The 24,253-nt window shown below is 34.2% G+C and carries 29 protein-coding genes and 1 pseudogene; 22 read left to right on the top strand and 8 right to left on the bottom strand.

Going from position 1 to position 24,253, the window contains the following annotated elements; translation table 11 throughout:
* Nucleotides 1–76: 76 nt before the first annotated feature.
* Both RCJ96_RS15315 and RCJ96_RS15310 read left to right on the top strand, forming a co-directional pair.
* Entirely contained in the window at nt 77–1,270 is a 1,194-nt protein-coding gene (locus tag RCJ96_RS15315) for a macrolide family glycosyltransferase (protein WP_270795834.1), read from the top strand.
* Nucleotides 1,271–1,627: 357 nt separating this feature from the next.
* The gene (locus tag RCJ96_RS15310) at nt 1,628–2,995 is read left to right on the top strand and encodes a lytic polysaccharide monooxygenase (protein ID WP_270795832.1); all 1,368 of its coding nucleotides are present in this window, start codon (nt 1,628–1,630) and stop codon (nt 2,993–2,995) included.
* A 130-nt stretch (nt 2,996–3,125) separates the two neighbouring features.
* Here RCJ96_RS15310 and RCJ96_RS15305 read toward each other — a convergent pair whose 3' ends face one another.
* From RCJ96_RS15305 to RCJ96_RS15295, 3 genes are all read right to left on the bottom strand, one after another.
* Nucleotides 3,126–3,560 (bottom strand): GNAT family N-acetyltransferase, encoded by a 435-nt coding sequence (locus RCJ96_RS15305; RefSeq protein WP_242303807.1) that lies wholly within the window; start codon nt 3,558–3,560, stop codon nt 3,126–3,128.
* 107 nt (nt 3,561–3,667) lie between these two features.
* Nucleotides 3,668–4,330 (bottom strand): ribose 5-phosphate isomerase A, encoded by a 663-nt coding sequence (gene rpiA, locus RCJ96_RS15300; RefSeq protein WP_416504559.1) that lies wholly within the window; start codon nt 4,328–4,330, stop codon nt 3,668–3,670.
* A gap of 4 nt (nt 4,331–4,334) precedes the next feature.
* Nucleotides 4,335–4,655 (bottom strand): 2Fe-2S iron-sulfur cluster-binding protein, encoded by a 321-nt coding sequence (locus RCJ96_RS15295; protein WP_001125378.1) that lies wholly within the window; start codon nt 4,653–4,655, stop codon nt 4,335–4,337.
* A gap of 143 nt (nt 4,656–4,798) precedes the next feature.
* Here RCJ96_RS15295 and RCJ96_RS15290 point away from each other — a divergent pair, with 143 nt between their 5' ends.
* Nucleotides 4,799–5,485, top strand: coding sequence for an RNA polymerase subunit sigma-70 (locus tag RCJ96_RS15290; RefSeq protein WP_000337493.1), 687 nt, complete (start codon nt 4,799–4,801; stop codon nt 5,483–5,485).
* Between the two features lie 21 nt (nt 5,486–5,506).
* Nucleotides 5,507–6,088: an ATP-dependent Clp endopeptidase proteolytic subunit ClpP gene (gene clpP / locus RCJ96_RS15285; RefSeq protein ID WP_000991625.1), complete on the top strand. Its 582-nt coding sequence runs from the start codon at nt 5,507–5,509 to the stop codon at nt 6,086–6,088.
* A gap of 45 nt (nt 6,089–6,133) precedes the next feature.
* Here the strand turns inward: clpP and RCJ96_RS15280 are convergent, their stop codons facing one another.
* Nucleotides 6,134–6,991, bottom strand: coding sequence for a glycine betaine ABC transporter substrate-binding protein (locus tag RCJ96_RS15280; RefSeq protein ID WP_074608662.1), 858 nt, complete (start codon nt 6,989–6,991; stop codon nt 6,134–6,136).
* 171 nt (nt 6,992–7,162) lie between these two features.
* Between RCJ96_RS15280 and RCJ96_RS15275 the strand changes: the two genes are divergently transcribed.
* The 9 genes and pseudogenes from RCJ96_RS15275 to RCJ96_RS15235 all read left to right on the top strand — a co-directional run bounded on the left by RCJ96_RS15275 (nt 7,163) and on the right by RCJ96_RS15235 (nt 12,960).
* On the top strand, nt 7,163–8,368 hold the full coding sequence (locus RCJ96_RS15275) for a quaternary amine ABC transporter ATP-binding protein (RefSeq protein WP_074608663.1): 1,206 nt from the start codon (nt 7,163–7,165) through the stop codon (nt 8,366–8,368).
* Nucleotides 8,361–9,197 carry an ABC transporter permease gene (locus RCJ96_RS15270; protein WP_001084757.1) on the top strand — a complete coding sequence of 279 codons (837 nt, stop codon included), beginning with the start codon at nt 8,361–8,363 and terminating at the stop codon, nt 9,195–9,197. Before RCJ96_RS15275 ends, RCJ96_RS15270 begins: the two co-directional genes overlap by 8 nt.
* Nucleotides 9,198–9,481: 284 nt before the next feature.
* Nucleotides 9,482–9,655, top strand: coding sequence for a septum formation initiator (locus RCJ96_RS15265; protein WP_074608712.1), 174 nt, complete (start codon nt 9,482–9,484; stop codon nt 9,653–9,655).
* A gap of 102 nt (nt 9,656–9,757) precedes the next feature.
* Nucleotides 9,758–10,243: an HIT family protein gene (locus tag RCJ96_RS15260; protein ID WP_139302818.1), complete on the top strand. Its 486-nt coding sequence runs from the start codon at nt 9,758–9,760 to the stop codon at nt 10,241–10,243.
* Nucleotides 10,227–11,063, top strand: a complete 837-nt coding sequence (locus tag RCJ96_RS15255; protein ID WP_242303809.1) for a PP2C family serine/threonine-protein phosphatase — start codon at nt 10,227–10,229, stop codon at nt 11,061–11,063. Before RCJ96_RS15260 ends, RCJ96_RS15255 begins: the two co-directional genes overlap by 17 nt.
* A 41-nt stretch (nt 11,064–11,104) precedes the next feature.
* Nucleotides 11,105–11,443 carry a DUF4181 domain-containing protein gene (locus tag RCJ96_RS15250; protein ID WP_242303903.1) on the top strand — a complete coding sequence of 113 codons (339 nt, stop codon included), beginning with the start codon at nt 11,105–11,107 and terminating at the stop codon, nt 11,441–11,443.
* Nucleotides 11,444–11,478: 35 nt separating this feature from the next.
* A pseudogene (locus RCJ96_RS15245) lies at nt 11,479–11,919 on the top strand (NUDIX domain-containing protein).
* Nucleotides 11,920–11,938: 19 nt separating this feature from the next.
* A complete protein-coding gene (locus RCJ96_RS15240; RefSeq protein ID WP_016717673.1) occupies nt 11,939–12,319 on the top strand; it encodes a DUF4181 domain-containing protein in 381 nt (126 codons plus the stop codon).
* 44 nt (nt 12,320–12,363) lie between these two features.
* Nucleotides 12,364–12,960, top strand: coding sequence for a uridine kinase family protein (locus RCJ96_RS15235; protein ID WP_074608671.1), 597 nt, complete (start codon nt 12,364–12,366; stop codon nt 12,958–12,960).
* Nucleotides 12,961–13,007: 47 nt separating this feature from the next.
* On the opposite strand, the gene RCJ96_RS15230 is transcribed toward RCJ96_RS15235, so the two are convergent.
* Nucleotides 13,008–13,517, bottom strand: coding sequence for a GrpB family protein (locus RCJ96_RS15230; RefSeq protein ID WP_074608673.1), 510 nt, complete (start codon nt 13,515–13,517; stop codon nt 13,008–13,010).
* Nucleotides 13,518–13,554: 37 nt separating this feature from the next.
* Complete coding sequence (locus RCJ96_RS15225) at nt 13,555–14,400, bottom strand: oxidoreductase (RefSeq protein WP_217695697.1); 846 nt, start codon at nt 14,398–14,400, stop codon at nt 13,555–13,557.
* Nucleotides 14,401–14,565: 165 nt separating this feature from the next.
* On the opposite strand from RCJ96_RS15225, the gene RCJ96_RS15220 reads away from it, so the two are divergent.
* The 5 genes from RCJ96_RS15220 to lpdA all read left to right on the top strand — a co-directional run bounded on the left by RCJ96_RS15220 (nt 14,566) and on the right by lpdA (nt 19,887).
* Nucleotides 14,566–15,045 (top strand): DinB family protein, encoded by a 480-nt coding sequence (locus RCJ96_RS15220; RefSeq protein ID WP_000951609.1) that lies wholly within the window; start codon nt 14,566–14,568, stop codon nt 15,043–15,045.
* A 169-nt stretch (nt 15,046–15,214) separates the two neighbouring features.
* The gene (acoA, locus tag RCJ96_RS15215; RefSeq protein ID WP_416504558.1) at nt 15,215–16,213 is read left to right on the top strand and encodes an acetoin:2,6-dichlorophenolindophenol oxidoreductase subunit alpha; all 999 of its coding nucleotides are present in this window, start codon (nt 15,215–15,217) and stop codon (nt 16,211–16,213) included.
* A 17-nt stretch (nt 16,214–16,230) separates the two neighbouring features.
* A complete protein-coding gene (gene acoB / locus RCJ96_RS15210) occupies nt 16,231–17,265 on the top strand; it encodes an acetoin:2,6-dichlorophenolindophenol oxidoreductase subunit beta (RefSeq protein ID WP_074608677.1) in 1,035 nt (344 codons plus the stop codon).
* A 27-nt stretch (nt 17,266–17,292) separates the two neighbouring features.
* Nucleotides 17,293–18,492: a dihydrolipoamide acetyltransferase family protein gene (locus tag RCJ96_RS15205; protein ID WP_242303811.1), complete on the top strand. Its 1,200-nt coding sequence runs from the start codon at nt 17,293–17,295 to the stop codon at nt 18,490–18,492.
* Nucleotides 18,493–18,507: 15 nt separating this feature from the next.
* Nucleotides 18,508–19,887 carry a dihydrolipoyl dehydrogenase gene (gene lpdA / locus RCJ96_RS15200; protein WP_074608680.1) on the top strand — a complete coding sequence of 460 codons (1,380 nt, stop codon included), beginning with the start codon at nt 18,508–18,510 and terminating at the stop codon, nt 19,885–19,887.
* 82 nt (nt 19,888–19,969) lie between these two features.
* Here the strand turns inward: lpdA and RCJ96_RS15195 are convergent, their stop codons facing one another.
* Nucleotides 19,970–20,566: a hypothetical protein gene (locus tag RCJ96_RS15195; protein ID WP_000914447.1), complete on the bottom strand. Its 597-nt coding sequence runs from the start codon at nt 20,564–20,566 to the stop codon at nt 19,970–19,972.
* 220 nt (nt 20,567–20,786) lie between these two features.
* On the opposite strand from RCJ96_RS15195, the gene RCJ96_RS15190 reads away from it, so the two are divergent.
* The 4 genes from RCJ96_RS15190 (at nt 20,787) to RCJ96_RS15175 (ending at nt 23,561) form a co-directional block, all read left to right on the top strand.
* Complete coding sequence (locus tag RCJ96_RS15190; protein ID WP_242303812.1) at nt 20,787–21,440, top strand: DUF4085 family protein; 654 nt, start codon at nt 20,787–20,789, stop codon at nt 21,438–21,440.
* Nucleotides 21,441–21,525: 85 nt separating this feature from the next.
* On the top strand, nt 21,526–21,927 hold the full coding sequence (locus RCJ96_RS15185) for an Rrf2 family transcriptional regulator (RefSeq protein ID WP_074608684.1): 402 nt from the start codon (nt 21,526–21,528) through the stop codon (nt 21,925–21,927).
* A 93-nt stretch (nt 21,928–22,020) separates the two neighbouring features.
* On the top strand, nt 22,021–22,926 hold the full coding sequence (locus RCJ96_RS15180; protein ID WP_242303813.1) for an NAD(P)/FAD-dependent oxidoreductase: 906 nt from the start codon (nt 22,021–22,023) through the stop codon (nt 22,924–22,926).
* 29 nt (nt 22,927–22,955) lie between these two features.
* Nucleotides 22,956–23,561, top strand: coding sequence for a class I SAM-dependent methyltransferase (locus RCJ96_RS15175; protein WP_270795814.1), 606 nt, complete (start codon nt 22,956–22,958; stop codon nt 23,559–23,561).
* Between the two features lie 59 nt (nt 23,562–23,620).
* Here RCJ96_RS15175 and RCJ96_RS15170 read toward each other — a convergent pair whose 3' ends face one another.
* A complete protein-coding gene (locus RCJ96_RS15170; protein ID WP_416504556.1) occupies nt 23,621–24,118 on the bottom strand; it encodes a hypothetical protein in 498 nt (165 codons plus the stop codon).
* Between the last annotated feature and the right edge of the window lie 135 nt (nt 24,119–24,253).

Genomic DNA, 24,253 nt, shown 5'->3' with positions numbered 1-24,253 from the left:
TAAGACCTGGGAGTATAGGAAATACCTGTAATCCTAATGACAACATAGAAAAGATTTAAATTAAGGAGTGTTTAAAGTGGCACGTGTTTTATTCATTAATACTGGATCAGAAGGGCATATAAATCCAACATTGCAAGTTGTAGAAGAATTAGTTTTGCGTGGGGAAGAGGTAGTTTATTTTTCAATAGAAGCTTTCAGAGAACGTATTGAAAAAACAGGGGCTATTGTAAGAACAATTGACGACCAAAGGTTTATAAAAGCTTTTCTTTCCGGTGGCCGAAATTATTTACAGGAAAGAATAAATGGCCTTCTACATACAGCAGATGTTATTATACCAAGTGTTCTTGAACAAATTGAAGGGGAACATTTTGATTATATGATTCATGATTCGATGTTTGGCTGCGGTCGTTTAATTGCTCAAATTTTAAAGCTTCCAGCAATAAATTCTTGTACATCTTTTGCACAGGATGAAAAATCATTTGAACAAATGTTAGACCATTTGTCTAAAAATATACCAGTGGAAGTTCAAGATAAAATACATAATGATTATGAACGATTAACTAAGGAGGTTGCGGAAAAATATAGTGTTGAAATAAAATCACCGTATGAAGTTTTCTGTAATCCAGCGCCACTTACTATTGTGTATACAATAAGGGAATTCCAACCTTTTGGAGATATGTTTGATGAAACATTTAAATTTGTAGGTCCATCTATCTCTACGCAAGTGAAAAATGAAGCCTTTGATTTTACTGCAATTGAAGAAAAAAGCTTGATTTACATTTCACTAGGTACTGTTTTTAATGAAGCGCTTGATTTTTATAAACTTTGTATGAAGACGTTTGAAAATAGTGAGCATACTATTATGATGTCTATTGGTAATAAAACGAAAATAAGTGATTTAGGTACTATTCCTAAAAACTTCATTGTGAAAAACTATGTACCACAAACTAAACTCCTTGCATATACAAAGTTGTTTATTACACATGGCGGAATGAACAGTACACATGAAGGATTAAATAACGGGATTCCACTCATTGTAATTCCGCAAAGTGCAGATCAGCCAGTAATCGCAAAGCAAGTAGAGAATCTAGGAGCTGGGATTAAGTTATCTATGAAAGAATTAACTGGGGAACAACTACGTGAAAGTGTAGAACTTGTATTAAATAATCCATCATATAAAGAAGCTGCATTGCATTTGAAGAAGTCTTTCCAAAAATCTGGTGGCTATAAGGAAGCTGTTGATGAGATTTTTACATTTATAGGTCAGTGATAAATGAAAGATTATACATGAGAAGAGTGTCTATATGAAATGATATAGACACTCTTCTGTTATATGTTGCAAAGAATCAATTTTATTGAAAGGTTGAATATTCAGTTTTAAAAATTCAGGCCATAGTTTTACAAGTTAGTAATGCTTTCACAGTCTCTGCACAACTTCTGCACATGTTTTTGTGATTTCTATGTCATGATATATTCGTTAAGTGAAATATTTCACATAAAAAGAAATATATTTTCACTGCGGTGTATGTATAACTAACACATACATCGATACAAGATTGTCTCTTGTTATTCTTTTACATCGAAGCCCACATTACACTACAAATTATAACAAGAAGGGGACAGGAATATGAAGAATCGATTATTAAAACAACTACAAAACATGAAAATGAACAAAAAAAGTCTAGGAGCTGTTGCATTAACAGCTGGAATTATTGGCACGACACTTATTCCTCAAAATGCATACGCGCATGGTTTTGTTGAAAAACCTGGCAGCCGATCTGCTTTATGTAGTCCAGCCTATGGTGCACTAAATGTAAATTGTGGAAGTGTTATGTATGAACCACAAAGTTTAGAAGCTCCAAAAGGCTTCCCGCAAGGTGGCCCAGTTGATGGGAAAATCGCTTCTGCAGGTGGTAAATTTGGTGGTATTTTAGATCAACAAACAGCCGATCGTTGGTTTAAAAATACAATCACTGGTGGGGAAAATACATTTACTTGGAAGTATACAGCGCCTCACTTAACGAGCAAATGGCATTACTATATTACAAAAAAAGGATGGAATCCAAATAAAGCGCTCACAAGAGCAGATTTTGAACCAATTGGAACTGTACAACATGATGGGTCTGCAGCCTCAAATCATTTAACTCACAAAATCAATGTACCTACTGATCGTAGTGGATATCATGTGATTTTAGCAGTATGGGATGTAGCCGATACAGCAAATGCGTTCTATAATGTTATTGATGTTAATCTCATCAATGACGTAAAACCAGATATAGAGGCTCCAAGTATTCCAAATGGAATACAGGCACAAAAAGTAACAGCGCATAGTATTGAACTAGCATGGACCACTTCTACGGATAATGTAGGGGTAAAAGGATATCAAATCTTCCGTAACGGAGAGATGATCGACACAGTACCGGGCACTCATTATATTGATAAAAAATTACAACCAAGCACGGAATATTCTTATACTGTAAAAGCGATTGACGCGGCTGGAAATGCTTCGAAAGAAAGTGAAAAGCTTACAGTAAAAACGGCAGTTGAGGCTCCTGATACAGAAGCACCAACACAACCAAAAGGATTACATAGTATGGGAACGACAGCGTCAAGTGTGGATTTAATGTGGAGTCCATCTGACGATAATATTGGTGTAGACCATTATGATATTTATAGAGAAACAGAAGGGGCAATGAAAAAGATTGCAACATCTAATACAACTTCTTATATGGATAAAAATTTACTCTCTAATACTACTTATAAATATGTAGTGAAAGCTGTTGATGTAGTTGGAAATGAATCTATACAGAGTGATATATTCATAATTACTACAAAAACTGAAAGCGTTTCATATGAAGAATGGGATGCAAAGAAAGCATATGAAAAGGGAGATAGAGTTCTATACGAGGGAAAAGTATATGAAGCAGTCCAAAGTTATAAAGGAAATGGGGATCCAAACTGGATTTATGCCTTATCATTATGGAAAACAGTGTAAGCTTTACCTTGGTATGAACTAAGAGATAATGGGCTTTGATGCAAAAGGACATCTTGAGAATTCATTTTTCTACAAATAAAAAAGGGCAGTATATGAATACATAAAGTAGTTTCATATACTGCCTTTTTTATTATGATAACATTTTCGTCATAAGTATATGCGGAATGCCATCTTCCATAAATACATCAGAAGAGGTTTGATAACCTAGTTTTTTATAAAATCCTTCAGCCTGTGTTTGACCGTGTAGTTTTACTTTTGTAGATTCTTTTTCACGAGCAATTTCTTCTAACGCTTGAATAATTACTTTGCCTAAACCGTATTTACGATAGTCTTTTAAAATACAAATACGTTCTAATTTTCCAATTCCATCAACAAATCGGATACGACCTGTACCAACAGGAAGATTGTTATAATAAACTAAAATATGTTTACATTCCTCCCCGATTTCATCAAACATATCGAATTCATCTTCAAGTGGGACATTTTGTTCTTTTACAAATACTTCTTTTCGAATATGAAAGGCAGTTTCTAAATCTGTAAGTTCTGTTATGAGTTTGGAGTGCAAATTGTTCAATCCTTTCTAGTGTGATGTACTTTTGTTTTCATAGTATATCATAATGTTACGTAATAACGAGAAAATATAAAAAAGCTGACTGTAAGAGTCAGCATTCATTATAATTCCTGTATCCCGTTTTTTGTTCCAATAAGCGCCTTACTAGTCATATTAACAAACAATCCGGTTTCAACTACACCAGTAATCATTTTTAATCGTTTGTGTAAATCGGAAGGAGTAGGTATATGATTAGGGAATATACAATCGATAATCATGTTATTATTATCGGTGATAAACGTTTCATTATTTTTTAAGCGTAACGTTGTTTGACATCCTAAAGATTGAATTTTACGTTCGGTTTGTTTCCATGCAAAAGGTATGATTTCAATAGGTAATGGAAAAGTCCCTAAACTTGTCACAACTTTTGATTCATCAACGATAATGATAAGTTCTTTCGAGGAGGAGGCTACAATTTTCTCGCGAAGTAATGCACCACCGCCTCCTTTAATAAGCTGTAAATTAGAATCAATTTCATCAGCTCCATCAATTGTAAGATCAAGACTTTGTACGTCGTTTAACGAAATCAACGGAATATTTAGCTGCTGTGCCAATGCTTCCGTTTCCTTTGATGTCGGGACAGCTTGAATTGATAATCCCTCTTTTACACGTTGACCTAATTTTTGTATCGTCCAGTATGCAGTTGATCCTGTGCCAAGACCAATCTTCATACCATCTTTTACGAAGGTTGCAGCATATTCACCAGCTATCTGTTTTAAATCCATCGCTTTACTCCGCCGGACGTGGTCCAGCATCAAGGCCTGAATTTTCAACTGTAAGTACCGGACGAACTACTATATCCTTATGTACACGCATTTGACAAGATAATCGTAAATGATCTTCAATTCCTTTTTCTGTCATCGCATTTTTTTCATTCGCACTCGCTTCACAAAAATCACCGGCTATAATTTCTACTCTACAAGTTGTGCAACGTGCTTTTCCGCCGCAACGATGGAGTATGTTTACACCGTTATCTTCAATCGCTAATACTAACTTTGTTCCTTCTTTTACATCAAAAGTTCCCGCACCTTCAATTGTTAATTTTGGCAAATTTGTTCCTCCTCACGTAAAATTGTACATAACATATTTATGACCGCGAATTATTGAACATAAACATAATTTTTTTATATGCCCCGTAACTTTTTTATTTGTTGAATCGTTAATTAAGTAAGCGCTGAAAAGGAGTGGTTATTTTGTGCACAAAAGTAACTCATATTTTGAAAAATCATATCGATATGAATCATTCAAATATAACTTTTTTAATTGAGCAATACGGAGAGTTGAAAAGATACTGTACATTTTTAACGAAAAATAAATGGGATGGCGAAGATCTTGCCCAAGAAACAGTTTGTAAAGTGCTTCAAAAATATAGTAATAAAGATATTTGTATGACGCTCGTGTATAAAATAGCTAGAAATCGTTGGTTAGATCAAATAAAGTCAAAATCAGTTCATGAAAAAATAAGAGACCAAATTACTTTTGAAGAACCACATGAAAAAATTGCAGATTTGCATGAAATGGTAGGGAAAGTATTATCTTCATTAAATGTACAGCAATCCGCAATTTTATTATTAAAAGATGTTTTTCAATATAGTATCGCTGATATTGCTAAAGTATGTTCCGTATCGGAAGGGGCAGTAAAAGCTTCTTTGTTTCGGAGTAGAAATAGGTTGAAAACTGTAAGTGAAGAAGGGATAGAGATAGTTGAATTCACAGATGATATGGAAGTTGTAGTAACGTCTATTCGAGAAGAGAGACCGGAATTATTAACGAAACTGCTTCCAACAATAGATTTTACTAAGTTACCATCTAAACAGCCAGTCTTATTATTTAATGTGAAACAACCTTCTTCCTACAGTTGTATGCTTTGCGTTGCATAACAATTATTGGAGGGATTTAAAATGAATGCAATTCCATATGTTGTAGAACAAACGAAATTAGGAGAACGTTCCTATGATATATACTCAAGGTTATTAAAAGACCGTATTGTTATTATCGGTTCAGAAATAAATGATCAAGTAGCGAGTAGTGTCGTAGCTCAATTATTATTTTTAGAAGCAGAAGATGCAGAGAAAGATATATTTTTATACATTAATAGTCCAGGCGGATCAACGACAGCAGGTTTTGCCATATTAGATACGATGAATCTCATTAAACCAGATGTACAAACGCTATGCATGGGATTTGCAGCATCATTTGGTGCATTGTTATTATTATCAGGTGCAAAAGGAAAACGATTTGCGCTACCTAACAGTGAAATTATGATTCATCAGCCGCTTGGTGGCGCACAAGGGCAAGCAACGGAAATTGAAATCACAGCAAAAAGAATTTTAAAGTTAAAACATGATATTAATAAAATGATTGCAGAAAAAACAGGGCAACCGATTGAAAGAGTAGCACATGATACAGAAAGAGATTATTTTATGACTGCAGAAGAAGCGAAGGCATATGGGATTGTAGATGATGTTGTTACGAAAAAATAGCAGAAAGCAGGCTAGAGAGTAAAGTATATTCTCTAGCCTGTTTTATTAATCTTTTATCCATTCATCGACTAACGCTTGATTCTTTTTAATCCATTTTCGTGCCGCTTCTTCGGGATCTTTCGTTTTATTTAACTCGACCATTAATGTACCAAGTTGTTCATCGTTCATTTTCCATTTGTCGAAGTATTTTATGATATCCGGATGATCTTTTTCGAAACCTTTACGAACGGAGTAATAAATGTCATCTTTTTCACCATATACTTTCTTAGGGTCTTTTAAATATTTTAAGTCAAATTCTGAAAAACCCCAATGTGGATTCCAAAGCGTAACAGCGATTGGTTTCTTTTTCGTATATGCTTTTTTTAGTTCACTCATCAAAGCAGCTTCAGAAGATTGGACAAGTTTTAGCTTTATATCATATTCCTTCATCGCTTTATTCGTTAAGTTCATAAGACTGCTGCCAGGTTCAATTCCGACAATTTTATTATCTAGTTCATCTTTATGTGCATTTAGATCTTCAATGCTGTTTATGTTTTTCACATAAGAAGGGACAACTAAACCTAGTCCGGTTCCTTCATACCATTTTGATTTTAAGACAATATCATCTTTATAACGATCATTTAGTGGTTTATCCGTAACGGGTAGCCATACTTCTAAATTAGCATCAACATCACCGCGAGCAACACCAGTCCAAATTGCCGCTTTTTCTAAATACATGAGTTCAACTTTGTAGCCTTTTTGTTCTAGTAGTACCTTCCACATGTTTGCAGTTGCAATATTTTCTTTCCAACTTGTTACACCAAGTTTAATTTTTCCTTTCGAATTTGCATTTGTTGCATTACATGAAGTGAAAATCATAGTAATAAATAATGCAAGGCATATAAACCAAATTTTCTTTCGCATCGAAAACCTCCTAAGAAACGTTTGCCTCTTTAAATAAATGTATAAGTAAGCATTCTTATTATGAACGGAAAAAAGAATTTTAAAGAAATCTTATAAATGTTATTTTTATGTAATATTTCTTTGCAAAATCGCAACACTATGTGAATAGATGGGTAGAAAAGGAGTAGTGACATGGATAATACAAAGGTACGTGTTGAAAACGTAACAAAAGTATTCGGGAAACATCCGCAAAGAGCGCTTACCTTATTAAAAGAAGGAAAAAGCAAATCGGAAATTTTGAAAGAGACAGGAATGAACGTTGGTGTGAAAAAAGCAACGTTTGAAGTATACTCTGGAGAAATTTTCGTTATTATGGGTTTGTCAGGTAGCGGGAAATCTACGTTAGTTCGTATGTTAAATCAATTAATTAAACCGACAGCGGGCCATATATACATAGATGGTGAAGATATCGCGACGATGGGCAAGGAAGAATTACGGAGAGTAAGAAGAACGAAAATGAGCATGGTATTTCAGAAATTCGCTCTATTCCCTCATCGTACCGTTTTGCAAAATGTTGCATATGGGTTGGAAATACAAGGAGTTCCAGTAGAGGAACGAGAGAGAAAAGCGTTAGAGTCCTTGAAGTTAGTTGGATTAGACCATCATAAAGATAATTATCCAAGCCAACTGAGTGGTGGTATGCAACAGCGTGTCGGCATTGCGAGAGCGCTTACGAATGATCCGGATGTTTTACTTATGGATGAGTCATTTAGTGCATTAGATCCACTGATTCGAAAAGAAATGCAAGATGAACTGTTAGAATTACAAGATAAAATGGAAAAAACAATTATTTTTATTACGCATGATTTAGATGAAGCCCTTCGAATTGGTGATCGAATTGCATTGATGAAAGACGGAGAAGTTGTCCAAATTGGAACGCCAGAAGAAATTATGATGAGTCCTGCCAATGAGTTTGTCGAGAAATTCGTGGCGGATGTGAATTTAGGAAAAGTAATTACAGCGGAATCTATACTAAAACGACCAGAGACTTTATTAATTGATCGTGGACCACGTGTAGCACTTCAAATTATGAGGAACGCCGGGGTTTCTACTGTGTATGTTGTTAATAAAAAGTATGAATTTTTAGGTATATTAACTGCGGATGATGCAAGTAAAGCCGTTCAAAAACAGTGGCCGATTGCCGATTTATTACTTAACGATATTCCGCACGTGTATTTAGATACTTTACTAGAGGAAACGTATGCAAAAATGGCAGAGATGAAATATCCGTTACCCGTAATTGATGAGAAGAAAAGACTTAGAGGAATCATTAAACGTGAAAGTGTCATTCAAGCTCTTGCAGGAAACATTGAGGAAGAGGTGAAAGACGATGAATAGTATTCCGCGTATTCCATTAGGGGAATGGGTTGATTCATTTGTTGCAAGTTTATATGAGCACTTTGAAGGCTTATTCCGAGGATTCTCTTATATTATTGGAGGATTCGTTGATTTACTCACTAATTTTTTAATAATAATACCGGCCATATTGATGATTATTTTACTGTGTTTCCTCATTTGGTACACAACGAGAAAAGTATCTTTAGTTATTTTTACACTGATCGGATTATTATTTATTTTAAATATTAACTACTGGGCACAGACGATGCAAACATTAGCACTCGTACTTACTTCCGTTATTATTTCAATTATTGTTGGAATTCCAATTGGGATATTAGCATCTCAAAATGAGCGTTTCTCAAAATTTTTAAAACCGACATTAGATTTTATGCAGACAATGCCGGCTTTCGTATATCTGATTCCTGCGATTACATTTTTCGGAGTAGGAGTAGTACCTGGGATTATTGCATCAGTAATCTTTGCAATGCCACCGACAATTCGTTTTACTGATTTAGGAATTAGACAAGTTCCAGAAGATTTAATAGAAGCAGCGAATGCATTTGGTTCAACCGCATCACAAAAATTATTTAAAGTACAATTACCACTCGCAACTGGAACGATCATGGCTGGTGTGAATCAAAGCATTATGCTTTCTTTATCTATGGTAGTAACAGCATCTCTTGTAGGAGCACCAGGTCTTGGGGTTGATGTATACCGCTCTGTAACACAAGTTAATATCGGAATGGGATTTGAAGCCGGACTAGCTATTGTTGTCATTGCGATTATATTAGACCGCATTACACAAGGATTTCATCAAAAAAGAAGATAAAAGGAAAACACACTTTATTATACAAAGTGTGTTTTTTTGTTTGAATAGATTACCTTCAGCTGATACAAAAACTTGGTTTTGTTGTTATTTCATTGATTTAATTCTTCGATGAATAACGATATGTTTATTTAATATAATAGCGACTTGAAAATCTCTTCTTAAGAAGAGGATTATGTGGTGGGAAAGTATAAGTAATAAAGTACATTTTTTGGAAATTATTAATTGGAATAGCGAATATATTAGGAGACAGTGACGTCATGTAAATAGATATTATTTTGGAAGAAATGATGAGAGGAGATGCTATTTTGTCTAAAAAGAAAAAAAGTAATGATACCTTGGCAATAGGCGTCGGTATAGGGGTTGTAATCGGTGTAGTCCAAGGTTATTTTACAAATAATTTAGTAATCGGAATTGTGATTGGGATTGTAATTGGAGTTGTGGTTTTGAAGAAAAAATGAGCTGTAAATTCAATTCAAAATTGTTGCATTAAAAGAATGAATTTTCGGAATATAAATCCTATTTTTCCTTTTTTTATGATATTATATATAAAAAGGATGGTGATGGATATGTCAACAAATAATCAAGAAGAACAAAATTGCTTCATTTGTGAAAAACATAAAGGAAATATTACAGTTCCAGGTGGAGCTATTTACGAAGATGAACTCGTTTACGTTGGACATGTCCACTGGGATAGCGAAGAAACGTATCTTGGTTATGTAATGATAGATATAAAAAGACATGTACCTGGTCTTGCTGAACTAACAGATGAAGAAGCGAAAAGGTTCGGACTTATATCAAGTAGAGTAAGTAAAGCACTAAAAGAAAGTGAAGGTGCAGAACATATTTACACTTTTGTTTCAGGAAATGGTGTACCACATATGCATATGCACATCATACCGCGTTATGCAAATACACCAAAAGAGTTTTGGTCACCGACTGAAGTAGCGAAATGGATGGGTGCGCCTTATGGTGACGCAGAAAAAATTAAAAAACTATGTGAAAGATTGCGAAAGTATATGGTGAGTGAATATGCATACAACAAATAATAAACAATATTTATGGGTTGGAAGTAGTGAAATGTGTTTAGATGAAGTTTCAGTAAAACAATATGGTGATATCGTGCTCGGTACATATGGTGGGAATATTAGTGCCGGAGCAAAAAAGAATGAAGATGGTGCGTTAGTTTGGTCAAATGGTGATTGGGAATTTGCAGCTATATTAGATGGACATAATAGTGCAGAAAGTGTTGATTTAGTAGTAAATACAATTCAAAAAGAATATGAAAATATAAAAGAAATGATGAATGAATCGATTGATACAGTATTTCGATCTATTGAAAATCATATTCTTACAATCTTACAATCTTCTTCATTTAAGGAAAAGTGCAAAAGAATTAAAGGTGAAACAGCTTGCTTACTATGTGTAAGAAAAGAAAACTACATATGGTGGTTATCTATCGGAGACTGTTTAGTGTATGTATTTCATGATGAATTACACAAATTAGGACAATACGCACTAAATCAACGTCATTTTTACGAATGGATTGGTAACGTAAATACTTTTGATTTACCTGTTCCTTGCTATTCATCAGGAATTCGTGAATTACGTACTGGGAACAATCGAATTGTAATGGTGACAGATGGGGTATTAGAATGCGGGGAACGTCGGTATGAAACTCCTGTAAATCTGTATAGTGATATGAATAGAAATAATAACGTACTTAAAGTAAATATCCATAATATTTTAGAACACGTTCACCAGCAATTAGGAAGAGATAGTGCGACGATTATTAGTTGGGACATAGAGAACAAAATGAGTGCTACGTATCCGAGTGATCAGCCGGAGAAAATAAAAGTAAGAAAATAAAAGGAGAGGTTTTTCTGTCAATTACCAAAATAACTCTATTAATTTTATGGGTACTATGTATATTCGTTTTTGAAAAAATAGCAAGAAAAAGATTAAACATCCCGAAACAAAAGGGATGGGATAATCAATATGTGAATAAAACACATAAATGGGGGAATAGAATTATTATTTTCTCTTATATAGTTGTTATTGCGATAAGTGCTTTTTTTCCAAACCGTATATTTATGGGGTATGTACCTCTTTTGTTTTTTATCACGTTATATGGATTTCAATCATATATGGAGTGGAAATATGATAAGGAATCACGCGAGTTCTTGATTTCATTATTTGCAGTTACAGGGCTAATAATAACTGGATTAATTATATATTTCTTTCTTTAATAAATTTTCAATTAAAGATTTAAAGGAGGAAAATAATGAATAGATCTGTATTGCGTGTAGAAGTCATTATTGATAATGGAGATAACTCAAAAGTGCTCGTTCAATGCGATGAAAATGAATCATTTTATCGTTTTCCAGGAGGCTCTATTGAATTTGGTGAAACAGCAAAAGAAGCGATAATAAGAGAATTAATGGAAGAATACGATTTGAAGATTGATGTTCAAGAGCTAGCTGTTGTAAATGAGCATATTTTCGAGTGAAACAACGAAAAAGGACATCATTGTACATTGATACATTGGGGAACTGTTAAAGAGAGAGTTACAAATGAAATAAGACATAAAGAATATGAGGATATTATATTAATATGGAGGAGCATAGAGGAATTAAAGGAGAAACCAACATACCCTGAAGGAATTGTAAGTTATTTAGAAGAGAATAAACGTAATATAGTCCACTTTATTACTAAAGATAAATAAGGTAATAGGAGGGGGAGCGATGGGTATTTCTACAATTTTGCTTATTATTATTGGACTTGGCATAGGTGGTTACTTTATAGAACAGTTTTTAAGAAGAAAATTAAATATTGAGAAAAGAGGCTTCTTTGGATATAAGCATGTGAATAGTTTACATGTAAAATTAGAAATAGGACTTATTATTATTTATGTAATAAGTAGTTGTTATTATATGTTTAAATTTGAAAACGCTAAAATGGCTTATGTCATGTTCACTTATTTAGGGATATCATGGACTTTAAGAGCATGGATGGAATGGAAATATGATAGAAAATCAAAAGAATATATACTTTCGATAACGGGAATGGTTTCTTTTATATTGATGCTCTCGATACTATTTTATTTCGTTCCACCAGCAACGTAAAACTTTAATAACGGAATGTAAGAGATATAAGGGGATGGGTTAGTTTGGATTTAGACTTAATTTTAAAATGGGCTGAAGAAAAATGTACAGAACAGTCACTACTAATAATAGGTATTAATGGCTGTGGCGGTGCAGGTAAAAGTACGTTAGCAAATAAAATAAAAAGTAATTTTTCAACTGTAACGATTGTTCATATGGATGATTTTTATTTACCATCTGCAAAGATTGTAAATGAAAATCCTACGAATAAATCAATTGGTGCAGATTTTGACTGGAAACGCCTTTTAAAAGAAGTTTTAAATCCGATTAGTAATGGACTAGAAGGGCGTTATAAGCATTATGATTGGGAAAAGGATTCTTTAGTTGGATCCCATATTGTTCCTGCCGGTGGTATTGTAATTATTGAAGGTGTATATGCAACACGTCAGGAGCTAGCGGGAATGTATGATTTAAAAATATGGGTGAATTGTCCTCGTGAAACACGTATAAAAAGAGGAATTGCTAGAGACGGGGAAGCTACGCGTGATATGTGGGAAAACAATTGGATGGTTGCTGAAGATATGTATGTAGAAAGTCATAAGCCACATGAATTTGCAGATTTTATTATTGATGGTACAAATAATGAGATAACTAATAAATAAGAAACCATTTACTACTAAATGGTTTCTTATTTAATTTAAGCATGTATTTAAGCATGTATTTTAGCTAATATCGATGTAATAAAATTTGTTTTATCCTCTGCATATTGATGTTTATCATTAGGATTAGCTTGTGAAAGTTGAATCTTCAATTGTTCATACTGTATACGAGCAGTTTTATTGTCTATTAAGTAATCTCGAAATTGTAATTGTTCTATTAAATATGTATTCCCTTGTTCATACATATGAATTTGATGAGTTCTTGGTTCACCTTTATTAAAATAATATCGTTCAGGCAGTACATCTTTTCTATATTTATAGTTTAGCAGTTCTAACTTGTTAATACAGTTTAAACCATCGTTATAATCTTCTAATTCGATTGCAATATCAATAATTGGCTTTGCACTTAATTGTGGAATAGCAGTACTACCAATATGGTGTATGGCTAAAATATGTTCGCCAATTTGTTTCTCAATGAATTGTTTCTCTTTCATAAACTCAAATTCCCATTCTTCAGTCCACGGAGTTAAAAACACTTTTCCATATGGTAAACCTAACATTTAATTCGCACCTCATTCAAAATGTTTTTTAAGTCTATTACATTTTCTTAAAGCTTCTCAAAACAAGATATTCCCACAATCTCCAAGGAAGAATTTTCTTTGCAAAGATCATAAATTTTACACCTTTACCGATTGGATAACGTAAATTCGTACGCTTAGACTCAGCAATTTCTACAATTTTATTAGCAACATCTATCGGATTACCAAATGTATCACTGCCGCTATTAATATGTTTTTGTATTTTACCCATATATTCTTTGTATGGAGAAGTAGTTTCAGATTGATTTTCTGCTAATTGTTTACCAACTTCCCAAATGTTCGTGTTATAAGAACCTGGTTCCACTAAAGCAACATCTATTCCACAAGATTTCACTTCTAAACGAAGGGATTCACTCCATCCTTCTAATGCATATTTGGAAGAAACGTAAGGAGATAGACCAGGGAATCCGACTTGACCACTAATGCTGCTTATATTAATGATTTTTCCGCTTTTTTGTTCTCTCATATATGGTAAAACAAGCTGAGTGATTGAAATAGCACCAAAAAGATTCGTTTCAAATTGTTTACGGTATTCTTCTACTGGAATTTCTTCTACAAAGCCACCATTTGCATATCCTGCATTATTAATAAGGAGGTCTACTCTGTTTATGTTTTTTAAAAATAATTGAAAGTTATGTATAGAGTTTTGATCGGTTACATCTAATTGTTGAATTTTAATGTTTTGCAGTAAGTTGAATTGAGTGGCCTGAGATAGTAAGTTCACTTGTTTTTCAAGGTTTCTCATTGTAGCGATAACTAAATAGTCTTTTTTTGCAAGTTCAATTGTTGTTAAAAGACCGAACCCACTTGAAGCTCCTGTAATAACCGCGATTTTTTTATTCATTGGTCGCTCGCTTTCTTTTTCTTTTATCATAACGAGTTATAAAAAGAAAATCTATTTTTCTTACATGCATTATGAAACCAATTTGTATGTAAAAAAGGGGATTATAGGAAATTAGCGTATATAGAGTAGTGTATATTAATATGATAATGAAATGAGGGAAGAGAGATGGCCCATGTGAAAGATGTATTAGCAGATCAGTTATTAGCGAATGCGAACGATCCTAGTTGGTATATTCCGTTTTCAGATGCAGTTAAGGGTTTATCTGAGAGGGAAGCTTTCTGGAAACCGAATGAAGAGAGTAATAGTATAGCTGAAATTGTACAACATTTACTGTATTGGAATTCTACGTGGCAAACTAGATATAAAGAATCGAATGTGAATGCTGTGCCCGCTATTGGAGATAATAACAAAAGTTTTATGCTTTCAAATAATCAAACTTTCGATGAATTACGAGAAAAACTACTAGAGAAACTGTTACTATGGCAAAATCTCATAAATGAAGAAAAGGTTGAAAGCGATGTAGTGGGATTTCCTGTTTCTGCAAAGTGGTGGGAAGTGCTAGCCAATGTAACTACTCATAATGCATATCATATCGGTCAAATTATTTACATCCGAAAATTACAGAAGAGTTTTGATGGTGAATAAGATAATAATTTTCAAATTAGGTGAACAAAAGTGGACAAAACGAGACTAATGTCTCATTTTGTCCACTTTTTTATTTTCAACATAGAGAGAAAACCTATTAAATCAAGGATTGGAAATTGGCACGGTACTTGCAATATAAAAGATGAACAAGAAAATAGGAGGGCTGAACATGTTAAAAACAACTGAAAGTAAAGGGAATGGAATTACGAAAGAACAAGCTCGCTGGATGTACGAAAAAATGTTAGAGATTCGTAAGTTTGAAGATAAGGTGCATGAATTATTCGCGCAAGGCGTTCTGCCAGGTTTCGTCCATTTATACGCTGGGGAAGAAGCTGTAGCAGTTGGTGTATGTGCCCACTTAACGGATAGTGACAGTATTACAAGTACGCATAGAGGACATGGACACTGTATCGCAAAAGGTTGTGATTTAAACGGTATGATGGCTGAACTTTTCGGGAAAGCGACAGGATTATGTAAAGGTAAAGGCGGATCCATGCATATTGCTGATTTAGATAAAGGAATGCTTGGTGCAAATGGTATTGTAGGCGGTGGTTTCCCGCTTGCTTGCGGCTCGGCATTAACAGCTAAATATAAAGGAACAAAAGATGTAAGTGTTTGTTTCTTCGGTGATGGAGCAAATAATGAAGGTACGTTTCATGAAGGGGTTAACTTAGCGGCGATTTGGAAGTTACCAGTTATTTTTATCGCTGAAAATAACGGTTACGGTGAAGCAACGACATTTGAATATGCTTCAAGTTGTGATTCTATTGCGGATCGTGCGAAAGCTTATAACATTCCAGGTGTTCAAGTAGATGGAAAGGATCTTCTAACTGTATATAAAGCTGCTGAAGAAGCAGTAGAACGTGCGCGTAATGGCGGTGGTCCAACAATAATTGAATGTATGACATATCGTAATTACGGTCATTTCGAAGGTGAAGCACAAACGTATAAAACTTCAGAAGAAAAAGAAGAACATTTAAATGAAAAAGATGCGATTGTGAATTTCCGTAAGCATTTAATTCATGAAGCTTTATTAACTGAATCTGAGCTTGTAGATATGGAAAAGGCAGTAGATGAAGCGGTTCAAAAATCAATTGAATTTAGTGAAAATAGTCCATATCCAGAGGATGAAGAGTTATTAAAAGATGTATACGTTTCTTACAAATAAGAGGAGGGTGAAAAATAATGACTAGAACAGTAAGTATGTCAACTGCAATTAATGAAGCGATGAAAATCTCAATGCGTCGTGATGAAAACGTAATTTTAATAGGAGAAGACGTTGCAGGTGGTGCACAAGTTGATCACTTGCAAGATGATGAAGCATGGGGCGGTGTTCTTGGTGTTACGAAAGGCCTTGTACAAGAATTTGGCCGAAATCGTATTTTAGATACACCAATTTCAGAAGCGGGTTACATGGGAGCAGCAATGGCAGCTGCGGCAACAGGACTACGTCCGATTGCTGAATTAATGTTTAATGATTTTATCGGTAGTTGTCTTGATCAAGTATTAAACCAAGGTGCAAAGTTCCGCTATATGTTCGGTGGTAAAGCGAAAGTGCCAGTTACAGTACGTACGATGCATGGTGCAGGTTTTAGCGCAGCTGCACAACATTCACAAAGTTTGTATGCGTTATTTACGAGCATTCCAGGTATAAAAGTTGTCGTTCCTTCTACTCCATATGACGCAAAAGGCTTATTATTAGCGGCAATTGAAGATGATGACCCAGTAATCTTCTTTGAAGATAAAACACTTTACAATATGAAAGGTGAAGTGCCAGAAGGTTATTACACAATTCCATTAGGTAAAGCAGATATTAAACGAGAAGGTTCTGACGTAACAATCGTCGCCATTGGAAAACAAGTTCATACAGCACTTGCGGCTGCTGAGCAATTAGCGAAAAAAGGACTTGAAGTAGAAGTGATTGATCCGCGTTCTTTATCACCACTTGATGAAGATACGATTTTAGCATCTGTTGAAAAAACAAATCGACTGATTGTTATTGATGAAGCAAACCCTAGATGTAGTATCGCAACAGATATTGCGGCAATTGTAGCGGATAAAGGATTTGATTTGTTAGATGCACCTATTAAACGAATTACAGCACCACATACACCAGTTCCGTTCTCGCCACCACTTGAAAAGTTATATTTACCAACGCCAGAGAAAGTAATTGAAACTGTATCAGAAATGATCGGAGACCAATCTTTATTACATGTGTAATGAAACGATGAGAAGGGAGAGAGAAATATGGCTGTAGAAGTTGTAATGCCGAAGTTAGGGATGGCGATGAAAGAGGGTATTATTACGAGCTGGAATATTAAAGCGGGTGATAATGTGGCAAAAGGAGAATTAATTGCTAGTATTAATTCAGAAAAAATTGAAACAGAGATAGAAGCACCAGCTGATGGAACTGTACTTGATATAGCTGTAAGTGAAGATGAGGGAGTTCCACCTGGCACTGTCATTTGCTATATCGGTAAGCTGAACGAAAAAGTAGAAATCAATGAAAGTATAAATGTTGTAGAAGAAAAAGCACCTAATCTAGAGCCTAAAAAGGTCCAACATCCAGAACCATATGCGAAAGAAGTGGCGAAGCAAAGAATCAAAATTTCACCTGTAGCGAAGAAAATTGCAAAGTCTGAAAATCTAGATATCAAAGCATTAGTTGGTACAGGCCCTGGCGGAAGGATTACAAAAGTAGACGTATTAAAAGCGATTGAAGAAAGAGTAACAATTCCAGAAGTACTTGAACAAGAAGAAAGTAAAGTAATTCCTGTTACTGGTATGCGGAAAGCAATCGCAAACCGTATGCATGCAAGTTTACAAAATAGTGCGCAATTAACATTAACGATGAAAGTAGATGTTACAGATTTAGTTGCTTTACATAAAGAAATAGCGGCAGTTGTACAAAAACGATACGATAACAAACTAACTATTACGGATTTCGTTTCTCGTGCTGTTGTATTAGCGCTTGGAGAGCATAAAGAAATGAACAGTGCTTATATGGATGATACAATTTATCAATTTGAACATGTTCATTTAGGCATGGCAGTCGCATTAGAAAAAGGATTAGTCGTTCCAGCTATTCGCTTTGCTAATAATCTATCTTTAGTAGAGTTATCTAAACAAATTAAAAACGTTGCACAAAAAGCAAGAGAAGGTAGTTTAAGTAGTGATGATATGCAAGGGACAACCTTTACAATTAGTAATTTAGGTAGCTTCGGTATTGAATATTTTACGCCAGTATTAAATACACCTGAAACTGGTATTTTAGGTGTAGGTGCAATTGAACATGTTCCAGTATATAAAGGGAAGAAAATAAAAAAAGGCAGTATGTTACCTTTAAGTTTAACATTCGATCATCGTGTATTAGATGGTGTACCAGCAGCTGCATTTTTACGCACAATTAAACGTTATTTAGAAGAACCTGTAACAATTCTTTTATAAAGAGAAGGTGAGAGAATGAGTAAACTAGTCGTTATTGGTGGCGGACCTGCTGGCTATGTAGCGGCAATTACCGCAGCTCAAAATGGAAAAGATGTCACTCTTATTGATGAAGCTGATCTTGGCGGGACTTGTTTGAATGTTGGGTGCATGCCTACAAAATCATTGTTAGAAAGTGCAGAAGTGCATGACATTGTGAGAAAAGCGAATCATTATGGAGTTACACTCAATAATGGAAGTATATCAATTGATTGGAAGCAAATGCAGGCGAGGAAATCACAAATCGTAACGCAGCTCGTTCAAGGAATTCAATATTTAATGAAGAAAAATAAAATAAAAGTTATACAAGGTAAAGCGAAATTTGAAACGGATCATCGTGTGCGAGTTATATACGGTGATAAAGAAGATGTAGTAGATGGAGAACAGTTCATTATAGCGGCAGGTTCAGAACCGACTGCATTACCCTTTGCTCCATTTGACGGAAAGTGGATTTTAAATAGCAGCCATGCAATGTCCATAGATTATATACCAAAATCATTATTAATCGTTGGCGGTGGTGTAATAGGATGCGAGTTTGCAAGTATTTATAGTCGTCTTGGAACAAAAGTTACGATTGTTGAAATGGCGCCGCAATTATTACCAGGTGAAGATGAAGATATCGCACACATTTTAAGAGGGAAACTAGAAAATGATGGTGTAGAAATATTTACAGGAGCAGCTTTAAAAGGATTAAATAATTATAAGAAGCAGGCTTCATTTGAATATGAAGGAAGTATCCAAGAAGTTAATCCAGAATTTGTTCTCGTTTCTGTCGGCCGAAAACCACGTGTACAACAATTAGATTTAGAAAAAGCAGGCATTCAATATTCAAATAAAGGAATTTCTGTGAATGAACATATGCAAACCAATGTATCACATATTTACGCAGCAGGCGATGTGATTGGTGGAATCCAGCTTGCTCACGTTGCCTTCCATGAAGGAACTACGGCAGCATTACACGCGAGTGGAGAAGATGTAAAAGTAAACTACCATGCTGTACCTCGCTGTATATATACAGCTCCAGAAATTGCTAGTGTCGGTTTAACAGAAAAAGATGCAAGAGAGCAGTACGGTGACATACAAATTGGAGAATTTCCTTTTACAGCAAATGGAAAAGCGCTTATTATTGGAGAACAAACGGGTAAAGTAAAAGTCATTGTGGAACCTAAATATCAAGAAATTGTAGGGATTTCTATTATTGGTCCACGTGCAACCGAACTGATTGGACAAGGAACTGTAATGATTCATACAGAAGTTACTGCCGATATTATGAGAGATTATATTGCAGCGCATCCTACTTTATCTGAAGCGATTCATGAAGCGCTATTGCAAGCGGTAGGACATGCTGTACATGCTTAGATGGAAATATAATAAACCACTATTCTCTAAATGAATAAGAGAATAGTGGTTTGAATTTTTACAGAAAAAATTGAATATCCTATTATTTTTTTACGTCAATCGCTGAAGTAATATCGTTCCAATCAGCAGCTAAATTAGCAGTTTTACCGTACCAATCCGCATGTTTGAATACAACACCTTTTCCATAGCCTTGTGTTGAAGTATGCTCCCAAAGTGTCGTTGAATAACTTGCTGAAGGTGATGCTGTACTTACAGAGGAAATTCTGTCGTTCCAGCTAGATGGTAAGTTTTTAAAGCCGCTGCTCCAGTAAATATATTGGCCACCTTTATCTTTATGTTCATAAAAATCAGTACTACCAGCACCGCTACCTAAAGGATTAATTTTATTTTTAAGTACTTTTTTATCCTTTTCAATATAAGCATCTAATGTTTCGCGGCTAGTAAAACCATAAGCTAGCCAATCTCCATTTTCATTTTGCTCTGGTAATACCATAGTAATTTGGATATCTTTCTTATCCTGATCACTTAATTTTGTAAGTGAATTAACATTCTGTTCATCCACTTTTAAATAATCAAAAGACTTAATTGTGTTACCTTTTTCTTCAGCACTTGCTACCCCTAGTCCTCCAGTTAATGCAAATCCCGCTACTAATGTACCTGCTACTAATTTCTTCAACATATAACCATCCCTTTTTGTTTAGATTTTGTACATGTGAATCTTTGTACTAGTAAAATGTATTCTAATTATCTACTATTGTAAATATTCTGAAGTTTTAGAAATAAAAGGCGGAATATTTACAGTTTTGCATTTTTTCTTTAGAAAAAATAGTTATTGGAATGATATAATAAATAGATGTATCGCTTTTGTTGGATGTTAAAATGTTTTAGGAGGGAAGCTATTGAAATATTTCAATAAAGATTGGTATAAAGAAATGCAAGTGTCTGGATTTTTAATTTTTTCAGAAACAGTAGAAGAATGGGAAGAGATGTTGCGAGAGAGCGAAAAGGTAGGAATAGATTATAAGCAAAGTTTGAGAGAAGACGTGGAAGAAAAGAAAGAAGATTTATTAAAGTTCCTCCCTAAATCACTGCATCCATACATTCATGACAATACAATTAATTCAGAATACCCAACGGAAAAATTAAAGAGACTTATGCTTGAGTGGACAAAAGATTATGAGAAAAGAATGAATGATTTAGAGCAAGCCTATATAGATAATTATAAGTCTATAAAAGAAAAGCTCGCGCAGAATGTCGTTCAACTACATGAATACTCACTACATGACAGTGTAGTCAAATCAGTGGAGAGAAAATCAGAATCTACGCTAATTATAACTTTAGATTGCAGTGGTACTTTCAGTGAATTTGATAAACTACAAGTAACTTTTACAGGAGTAACGAAATGTTCTATTCCGGAAAATTTTGAAGGTTCTTGGTGGTTAAGTCATGAAATAGATCTTGCTGGAGAGGGTTTTGAACTAGGGGTTTTATTTGACTATCCATTTAGAGAAGTAACGATTTGCGCAGCCGATGTATTACTTGAAGAGAGATAATTTTGCATGGAGTATTACAAATGTTTGACAGGATACAGAAATAAAGTTATTGTAGATATATGAAGTCTACAATAGGAGCTGTACTATGAAATATTCTAAAGCTACAAATTATGCTCTTCATACAATGCTTTTTCTGGCAAAGGCAACACCCAATAAGTTAGTTAGCGTTCACCAATTAGCAGAAATGCAAAATGTTTCATCAACGTACTTGTCTAAAATACTAACTAAGTTAACAAAGGAAGGGATGATACATTCATCATCTGGTCCAAAAGGTGGTTATTCGCTTAGTCATAATTGGGAAGATATTTCATTTTTAGATATTATACATGCGATTGAAGGTAAAACATCATTGTTTGAATGTTGTTTACATGAAAAACCTGGATGTTTAATTAATGAAGCAATGCTCGCAGCAGAAGAGAAAATGGAAGAAGAGTTACGAAATCAAAAAATTGTAGATCTTGCGAAAAAAATAAAAGTGGATTTTTAATCCGCTTTTATTTTTAAAGATATTAAAGATAAAAGAACTCTTTAATATCTTTAATTATAGTTAAATTTATTCATTCATGGAGGATATTTGCTTATGAAATATATAGACTGTGCAGTAATAGGTGCAGGACCAGCCGGACTTAATGCGAGTTTAGTTTTAGGAAGAGCTCGTAAACAAATAGCGTTATTTGATAATAAAACGAATAGGAATCGTGTAACACAAAATTCTCACGGATTTATTACGCGTGACGGGATTAAACCTGAAGAGTTTAAGGAAATAGGATTAAATGAATTGATGAAGTATCCATCAGTTCATTATTATGAAAAAGCAGTTGTAATGATAACAAAACAATCCACTGGTTTATTTGAAATTGTGACCAAAGATCACACGAAATATTTGGCAGAAAGAGTTTTATTAGCGACGGGTATACAGGAAGAATTCCCATCTATTCCTAATGTTCGAGAATACTATGGGAAAAGTTTATTTAGCTGTCCGTATTGTGATGGATGGGAATTAAAAGATCAACCGCTCATTATTATTTCTGAAAACGAAGATTATACGTTGCATATGACAAAATTAGTTTATAATTGGTCTACCGATTTGGTAATCGCAACAAATGGTAATGAGCTAAGTCAAGCTATTATGGATGAACTGTCTAATAAAAATATACCTGTTATTACAGAACCTATACGTGCACTACAAGGCGAAGAAGGTTATTTAAAAGAAGTAGAGTTTTATTCAGGTTTACGGATTGAAAGGGCTGGAGGATTTATAGTACCTACTTTCTTTAGACCAAATCAATTTATAGAACAACTTGGTTGTGAGTTGCAAAGTAATGGAACTTTTGTAATTGATGATTTTGGACGTACTTCAGAAAAAAATATTTACTTAGCAGGAGAAACAATGATTCAAGGACCATCCTCATTAATTATTGCTGCATCACATGGGAATAAAGCAGCAATAGCTATTAATAGTGATATTACAGATGAGCGGTTCTAACTAGAAAATGATATGAAGAAGGAGAGATGATGATGAATAACTTTTGGAATGATCGATATAAATCAGATGAATATTTTTACGGGGAAGAACCTAATACATTTATTAGAGAACAAGCATTTCGTTTAGCAAATCATAATAAAGTAATAGCTTTCGCAGAGGGAGAAGGTAGAAATGCTATATTTCTAGCAAGACAAGGACATAAAGTGACAGCTATTGATTACTCGGAAGATGGATTAGAAAAGACAAAAAAATTGGCTATGAAGCATAACGTAGACGTACACACAAAAAAAGTAGATTTATTAGCTGATAGTTTGCCAGTAAATGAATATGATGCGGCAATTATGGTATTTGGACATTTTCATAATGATCATCAAAAAATGATATTAGATAAAATGATACAAACGATAAGGCCTGGTGGATTAATAATGTTTGAAGTTTACTCCAAAAAACAAATCAATTATGGTACTGGTGGGCCAAAAGATATTGATATGCTGTATGATCCAATTGATATTCTTACTTGGTGTGAAGAACATGAGGTAATTCATTTCTTTAATGGGGAACAAGAGCGAGTTGAAGGGAAAGGGCACACTGGTTTAGCTGATGTAATTCAAGTTGTTATTAGTAAATCAATGTAAATGTTAATGAAAAATAGATACATGAGTGTAAAAAGACCAGTCATTTAAGACTGGTCTTTTTATTTAGATACTAAATGATCCAGCTTCCAATATGTATCTGTTAACGGTGCAGCTTTGCTATCTATGTATAGATACATATTATTTAAATCTTTTGGTGAAGTTTTCAGTTCAAATACAACGTCAGTAGTTAAAGAGAATTCGTGTGGAACATTTTTATAGTGCTCGTCATATATCGGATGTGCTTCACCTTCATATTTCTGACCAGTTTTTTCATCTTGTATGAAATATTTTATTTCCGAAAGATCAGTAGTTTGTCCATCGTCTCGAACATTATTAATCATAACACGAGTAGTAATGCGCCGTTCTTTGTCTATTTTTTCAAACTTTGCATTTTCAACAGTTGCTCTATAGTATTCGTTTTTAACTATTTCACCATAGCGCATTGCATTCTTTTCAAGAGCGCCCTTTTCTTGTTTTGGTGCAGTATTCCCATTACATCCTGCCATTAGTCCTGTAAATAATAGTGCTGTACAAGTTACTTTAATTATAGATTTCATAGTAATTCCTTTCTGTGTTAAAAAGTAAAACATAGGAATAATTTTACATCAATAGGAAGATAAATGGAAGTGTGTTTGTGGAATATGTAAATATACATTTATTTCGTTATCCAGTTAAGAGAATAGAAAGAGGGA

It is taken from the genome of Bacillus sp. BSL6 (assembly GCF_052928345.1).
This window is presented reverse-complemented; position numbering and strand designations above follow the sequence as displayed.

Excerpts from the sequence above, each read along its gene's own strand:
- RCJ96_RS15310 (WP_270795832.1), top strand. The coding sequence starts at position 1,628 with ATGAAGAATCGATTATTAAAACAACTACAAAACATGAAAATGAACAAA.
- rpiA (WP_416504559.1), bottom strand. The coding sequence starts at position 4,330 with ATGGATTTAAAACAGATAGCTGGTGAATATGCTGCAACCTTCGTAAAA.
- clpP (WP_000991625.1), top strand. The coding sequence starts at position 5,507 with ATGAATGCAATTCCATATGTTGTAGAACAAACGAAATTAGGAGAACGT.
- RCJ96_RS15280 (WP_074608662.1), bottom strand. The coding sequence starts at position 6,991 with ATGCGAAAGAAAATTTGGTTTATATGCCTTGCATTATTTATTACTATG.
- RCJ96_RS15275 (WP_074608663.1), top strand. The coding sequence starts at position 7,163 with ATGGATAATACAAAGGTACGTGTTGAAAACGTAACAAAAGTATTCGGG.
- RCJ96_RS15270 (WP_001084757.1), top strand. The coding sequence starts at position 8,361 with ATGAATAGTATTCCGCGTATTCCATTAGGGGAATGGGTTGATTCATTT.
- RCJ96_RS15265 (WP_074608712.1), top strand. The coding sequence starts at position 9,482 with ATGATGAGAGGAGATGCTATTTTGTCTAAAAAGAAAAAAAGTAATGAT.
- RCJ96_RS15260 (WP_139302818.1), top strand. The coding sequence starts at position 9,758 with ATGGATATGTCAACAAATAATCAAGAAGAACAAAATTGCTTCATTTGT.
- RCJ96_RS15255 (WP_242303809.1), top strand. The coding sequence starts at position 10,227 with ATGCATACAACAAATAATAAACAATATTTATGGGTTGGAAGTAGTGAA.
- RCJ96_RS15240 (WP_016717673.1), top strand. The coding sequence starts at position 11,939 with ATGGGTATTTCTACAATTTTGCTTATTATTATTGGACTTGGCATAGGT.
- RCJ96_RS15230 (WP_074608673.1), bottom strand. The coding sequence starts at position 13,517 with ATGTTAGGTTTACCATATGGAAAAGTGTTTTTAACTCCGTGGACTGAA.
- RCJ96_RS15225 (WP_217695697.1), bottom strand. The coding sequence starts at position 14,400 with ATGAATAAAAAAATCGCGGTTATTACAGGAGCTTCAAGTGGGTTCGGT.
- RCJ96_RS15220 (WP_000951609.1), top strand. The coding sequence starts at position 14,566 with ATGGCCCATGTGAAAGATGTATTAGCAGATCAGTTATTAGCGAATGCG.
- acoA (WP_416504558.1), top strand. The coding sequence starts at position 15,215 with ATGTTAAAAACAACTGAAAGTAAAGGGAATGGAATTACGAAAGAACAA.
- acoB (WP_074608677.1), top strand. The coding sequence starts at position 16,231 with ATGACTAGAACAGTAAGTATGTCAACTGCAATTAATGAAGCGATGAAA.
- RCJ96_RS15205 (WP_242303811.1), top strand. The coding sequence starts at position 17,293 with ATGGCTGTAGAAGTTGTAATGCCGAAGTTAGGGATGGCGATGAAAGAG.
- lpdA (WP_074608680.1), top strand. The coding sequence starts at position 18,508 with ATGAGTAAACTAGTCGTTATTGGTGGCGGACCTGCTGGCTATGTAGCG.
- RCJ96_RS15195 (WP_000914447.1), bottom strand. The coding sequence starts at position 20,566 with ATGTTGAAGAAATTAGTAGCAGGTACATTAGTAGCGGGATTTGCATTA.
- RCJ96_RS15185 (WP_074608684.1), top strand. The coding sequence starts at position 21,526 with ATGAAATATTCTAAAGCTACAAATTATGCTCTTCATACAATGCTTTTT.
- RCJ96_RS15180 (WP_242303813.1), top strand. The coding sequence starts at position 22,021 with ATGAAATATATAGACTGTGCAGTAATAGGTGCAGGACCAGCCGGACTT.
- RCJ96_RS15175 (WP_270795814.1), top strand. The coding sequence starts at position 22,956 with ATGATGAATAACTTTTGGAATGATCGATATAAATCAGATGAATATTTT.
- RCJ96_RS15170 (WP_416504556.1), bottom strand. The coding sequence starts at position 24,118 with ATGAAATCTATAATTAAAGTAACTTGTACAGCACTATTATTTACAGGA.